Consider the following 4,342-nt stretch of genomic DNA (forward strand, 5'->3'; position numbering starts at 1 on the left):
ATCTAATAGAACAGAAAATACATATCCCCCGTACTCAATCGTGTCCGGAAGTTTATATTCAAGGGTTATTGTCTGCTCCTGTCCGGCCATGAGTGCCGGGAATGTGCTGATTACCGGAAGCAGAAGAAAATCCCCAAGATACCCACTCACATTCACCATACCGCCGGATGTGTCATTCATACCGGTATTTTTTACTCCCAGTGATGGATGCAACACTCCTCCCCGAAATGTTGTGCTCTCATAAACCGGTACATCAACAAATCTGACCAGATAATCAGGACCATCGCCGGCAGAAACAGACACCGCGGGATCATCATGTGTCATTGAATCTTCCGGCTTTATCACATCTGCCGCTCCATAGCCTGAAAAAAACAGGATAAAAAGCATAAAAATGAGAAAGCAGGGATTTCGGATCATCATATCATACAGGTATATCGTCACCGGTCAACAAATTGCCTGTATCAATACAGGTAATCACAGGCATAGGGCATTGGCCAGTCAAACATCTCCATGTAATAGGGGTTGGTTAGAACCAGAAGATGCATATCATCCGATGCAGTCAGGTTCATCACAGCACCGGGTGCCGCATAGATGATGTCATTCCTGCTCACCGGATACTCTATGCATCCCACCGATATATTCCCTGAACCGGAGAGGACAGTAATCAGCTGGTACCTTCCATCAATATAGTGATCCGGAATACCTGAGCCGGCATCAATTCTTGCGGTCCCGAGATCGTAGGGAATTTCGTATGGACCTTCACGGGGATGGACAAGTCGTGAGAACAGGAAAGTTCTGTTTGTACCAGAATCCCCAAGTTCCAAGGGTGAAACCATATCCTCCGAGAGGACCTTTGTCTGATTCAAGGGTTCCTGATGATTGAAGATGTCTTGTATCGATGCAAGCTTATGTGATGTATCCATCTCACCACCAGCTGTTGTCCAGTCGATCACCGAAAAGAACTGAAGGGTATCATTTGCTGCATTTTCAAACCTCCGAATGGTCTGTGGCGGGATGTATACTGCCTGACCTTGTTCGGCCAGAACCTCTTCATCATTAACGGTCAGCCGGAGTGAACCGTCTGTAATATAAATGACCTCCGGAACCGGAAGGATGGCATCAGGTGAGAGAATGCCTCCGTCCTCTGATGTGAATACCTGCACAGATAAGTTTGATCCAAGAGATAACCCTTCCATCCGATCAAGACGTGAGACCACATCGAATGTGGTGATATACTCATCATACCTGACCTCATCCCATGTATCACTCGAGATAAGAATCCCTTCTGACCCCTCCCATGTCTCCCCGGCGCAACTGATACCGGAAAAAGAGGCGATGAGCAGAAGTTGCATTAGTATTGCTCTGAAAAGAACTGACCATGCAGACATACCATCACCGTTATCCGCGAAATATTATCATGATTTTTATCCATTGCAACTGGGAAGGCAGAGAAGGGGGAAAAGCCCCTTATCACATCCAGTACAGGGGATTGAGAACTTTGGTAAAAGAGGCTATCAGCCCCAAAAGCAGAACCAGAAATAGCACGAAGAGGATTATAGGCACCACAACAACCATAATCGAACGAAGATAGGAAAGGCCGGCACACTCTTTCAGTCCATGAACAGTTATAAATAGTGACCATAGAATCCCGATGATACCGGCAACTGGAATCCAGCCGATGAAAAATGCCGGGGTTGCTGCATACATGAGGACTGAATTCTCAAAGGGGCATCTTCTCATTCTATCAGAACCAATCTCTGGTGCTGACTTATGTCAGATATCGGAGACAAAAAATGCGAAAAAATCAGGTATTATGTTCAATCATCTCTCTGCTTCTTCTCCTCATGGTCTGCATCCCTGGCGGGGTGCTGGCAGAAGAACCAGATGAAATAATCTCTGAACCCGAAGGAACACAAACCCCGGTACCATCCGAACCGATTCTCGGTTTGATCTACAATGGCACTGTTGATGTACAAAGCTCAATATCAGTAACTGCTGATTCCGGTGTATCATATACGATACCAGGGAACACCCCGATTGGTGTGCTAGTGACCGTGATGAACGCCGGAGCAATAGAGAAACTCTCCATTGGCGATGAACTCATGGAAAAGAAAGGTACCCTTCTTCTGTATGGAATTGGCAATCTCTCATCAGGAAACGGGAATGGCTGGTTTGTAAAAGTAAATGGAGAGCGGCTTGAAGATGTCGTCCTTGCTGAAACGATGGGTCTTTCACGGTATGCCCTGAAAGAAGGAGATGTTGTCCTGTACACGCTTGGCGATCCAAAAGGGATGGTTTCAGAATCAAAAGCATATCTGACCGTGACCATCGGGAGGGTGAACGAGGCTGAGCCTGAACCGGTGCAAGAGCCATCCGCTGGTAATTCAACTGAAGAAACGGATGAAAGTGCAGAGATTACTGATACGAACACCGATACTTATACCGGGCAATCTGACGAAGAGGAAGAACCACTTTCAGATGAGACACCAGAGGATCAAAAGCCGGAAAAGACCACGAGTGGAGGTCAGGAAGTATTATACACCGGTTCTCTGTCATTGCCATCCGGAACAATCACCATTGAAACAACCGGCGGAGATTATGACATCAATGCTGCAACTCCACTCGGAATATTACATAAACTTCTGGAAGATGACAAGATATCAGATCTGACGGTAAGCGACAAGGCAATGAAAAAGGGAGGCATTCTGATCCTGGAAGGAATAAATGATTATCAGTTTACAGGCGATAAAACCTGGTTTGTCCTGGTGAACAATGTCCTTTTAAAAGACTATCTCTATGATGAAGAAGGTCTGAATGTCTATACAATCAAGGCCGGAGATGAAGTCGGATACTACTTTGGTGAACCTTCAGAGCCTGCTTCTGCAGCGCAGGTGAAACTGGTTATTACCATCGAATAACTTTTTATAAAAAAGTAAATATGAAATATCCCGCACAATAGGAACAGGCGTTCAGCAGTATACTATACAGGATTGCATCTTTTATGCCAAGATGAAATGCCAGTTTCAGGGGATAGATCTCACAAACTACCACTCCGAATTCAAGAAGAAAGAGAGGGACGTCATGAATGAGATATAGGTAGTTTATCGTCGGATTTGTCACACAATTGATAAGCAGGATACTTACGCAGATTTTCAGATATGACTTTCTGATGAGAAGTGAGAGAACAAGACATTCACAGATAATTGTCAGAAGCAGAGCTCGAATAAAAAGGAGGATGAGATCCATACCTGAAGAGAATCAGGAGACTGCCGGGGGAACCGGTTCTTCATCACCTGACAATGGGACCTGTATCACGGTGCCATCCCTGTACCCGAATAAAGCAGCCTCTTTTTTCACATCAAAGCTGGTTTCATTCAGGGCCGTTATATTCAGGAAAACCGTGACATTTAAAACCCCCAGATCATCTTCAAAAAAGACCCCTTTTGGCAGACTGATGTTTGCGGTAAGAAATGGGAGACGTGAAAGGGACGAAGAAACCTCACTATCATGTGATTCATCGGTGAGCGCATCACCGGCATTTATAGCGGCAATAGTATCAGGATCGATATCGGCTGATGGAATGGCATGCAATACAAATCCATCCAGTTTATATCCTCCCCCAAATGTTCCATCCTGTATGATAAAAGGATACTCCCATCCCCAGATTGCACTACTGGTAAGGAAGAGATAGTCTTTGAACTCCTCGAAGTTCGAGATATCATACTGATAGAAATAGGGAGACATTCCTTCAACCGCCACATCCGCAGATGCGGTAGAGAAGAGAAGACCGGTAACCAGAATTAAGACAATCATCCGGTACATGATTATACACCAGATGTATACTCAGTCCTGGAGGACATCATCCTTCCGGTGAAAAAATTTATAAAAGGGCAGGGTGATCAATGAGGAAGACACGAATACGTTTATCTGAAATATCAGCCCGATCTCCTGCCATTATACCTGCCGATACATATGAATTGGCACTACTCTTCTCTCCCCGTTCCATGAGTGATGCAGCCTGTTTGAAATTATCGGCAAACTGGGTCATCCGGTCGATAAAGTCATAGTAGTTCAGCCTGACATAGTCCATCTTCTTTGGAAAAGTACTGCCATCATTATTATTCCGAATCAGGTGACGAAGGTCATCAACCCGTGAACTGGTAAGAGCAGGATCTTCCGCATCCCATGCACTCAGCACTTTCCTTTTTCCTTCCTGAATCAGGTCCAGTTTCGTAAGGACAAGGTCGTGAAATGCCAGGTTCGGATCTGCAGTCGCGGTAGGCAGAGGCTTTTCGGTTATGACCGGCTGAACCGGAGTGGGAGGTACAAAAGACTCATTTAC

General features: G+C 45.4%; 7 protein-coding genes. 1 reads left to right on the forward strand and 6 read right to left on the reverse strand.

The window, feature by feature from the left end; all coding sequences use genetic code 11:
• The 3 genes from LDL35_RS14695 to LDL35_RS14705 form a co-directional block, all read right to left on the reverse strand.
• A partial coding sequence (locus LDL35_RS14695; protein WP_304023791.1) for a hypothetical protein occupies positions 1-441 on the reverse strand: 441 nt, incomplete at its 3' end.
• A gap of 20 nt (positions 442-461) precedes the next feature.
• Positions 462-1,388, reverse strand: a complete 927-nt coding sequence (locus tag LDL35_RS14700; RefSeq protein ID WP_304023794.1) for a cupin domain-containing protein — start codon at positions 1,386-1,388, stop codon at positions 462-464.
• An 82-nt stretch (positions 1,389-1,470) separates the two neighbouring features.
• Positions 1,471-1,740 carry a YIP1 family protein gene (locus LDL35_RS14705; protein WP_304023796.1) on the reverse strand — a complete coding sequence of 90 codons (270 nt, stop codon included), beginning with the start codon at positions 1,738-1,740 and terminating at the stop codon, positions 1,471-1,473.
• Between the two features lie 53 nt (positions 1,741-1,793).
• Between LDL35_RS14705 and LDL35_RS14710 the strand changes: the two genes are divergently transcribed.
• On the forward strand, positions 1,794-2,918 hold the full coding sequence (locus LDL35_RS14710; protein ID WP_304023797.1) for a hypothetical protein: 1,125 nt from the start codon (positions 1,794-1,796) through the stop codon (positions 2,916-2,918).
• A 4-nt stretch (positions 2,919-2,922) separates the two neighbouring features.
• On the opposite strand, the gene LDL35_RS14715 is transcribed toward LDL35_RS14710, so the two are convergent.
• From LDL35_RS14715 to LDL35_RS14725, 3 genes are all read right to left on the reverse strand, one after another.
• Complete coding sequence (locus tag LDL35_RS14715; protein WP_304023800.1) at positions 2,923-3,246, reverse strand: hypothetical protein; 324 nt, start codon at positions 3,244-3,246, stop codon at positions 2,923-2,925.
• A 12-nt stretch (positions 3,247-3,258) separates the two neighbouring features.
• Entirely contained in the window at positions 3,259-3,813 is a 555-nt protein-coding gene (locus tag LDL35_RS14720; RefSeq protein WP_304023803.1) for a hypothetical protein, read from the reverse strand.
• Positions 3,814-3,880: 67 nt separating this feature from the next.
• On the reverse strand, positions 3,881-4,342 hold a 462-nt coding region (locus LDL35_RS14725; RefSeq protein WP_304023807.1), incomplete at its 5' end, for a hypothetical protein.

Origin of the sequence: Methanospirillum hungatei (genome assembly GCF_020216685.1) — an archaeon.
In the GTDB taxonomy this organism is placed as follows: Archaea; Halobacteriota; Methanomicrobia; order Methanomicrobiales; family Methanospirillaceae; genus Methanospirillum; species Methanospirillum hungatei_B.

Coding starts and splice junctions, on each gene's coding strand:
- LDL35_RS14700 (WP_304023794.1), bottom strand. CDS start 1,388: ATGTCTGCATGGTCAGTTCTTTTCAGAGCAATACTAATGCAACTTCTG.
- LDL35_RS14710 (WP_304023797.1), top strand. CDS start 1,794: ATGCGAAAAAATCAGGTATTATGTTCAATCATCTCTCTGCTTCTTCTC.
- LDL35_RS14705 (WP_304023796.1), bottom strand. CDS start 1,740: ATGAGAAGATGCCCCTTTGAGAATTCAGTCCTCATGTATGCAGCAACC.
- LDL35_RS14715 (WP_304023800.1), bottom strand. CDS start 3,246: ATGGATCTCATCCTCCTTTTTATTCGAGCTCTGCTTCTGACAATTATC.
- LDL35_RS14720 (WP_304023803.1), bottom strand. CDS start 3,813: ATGATTGTCTTAATTCTGGTTACCGGTCTTCTCTTCTCTACCGCATCT.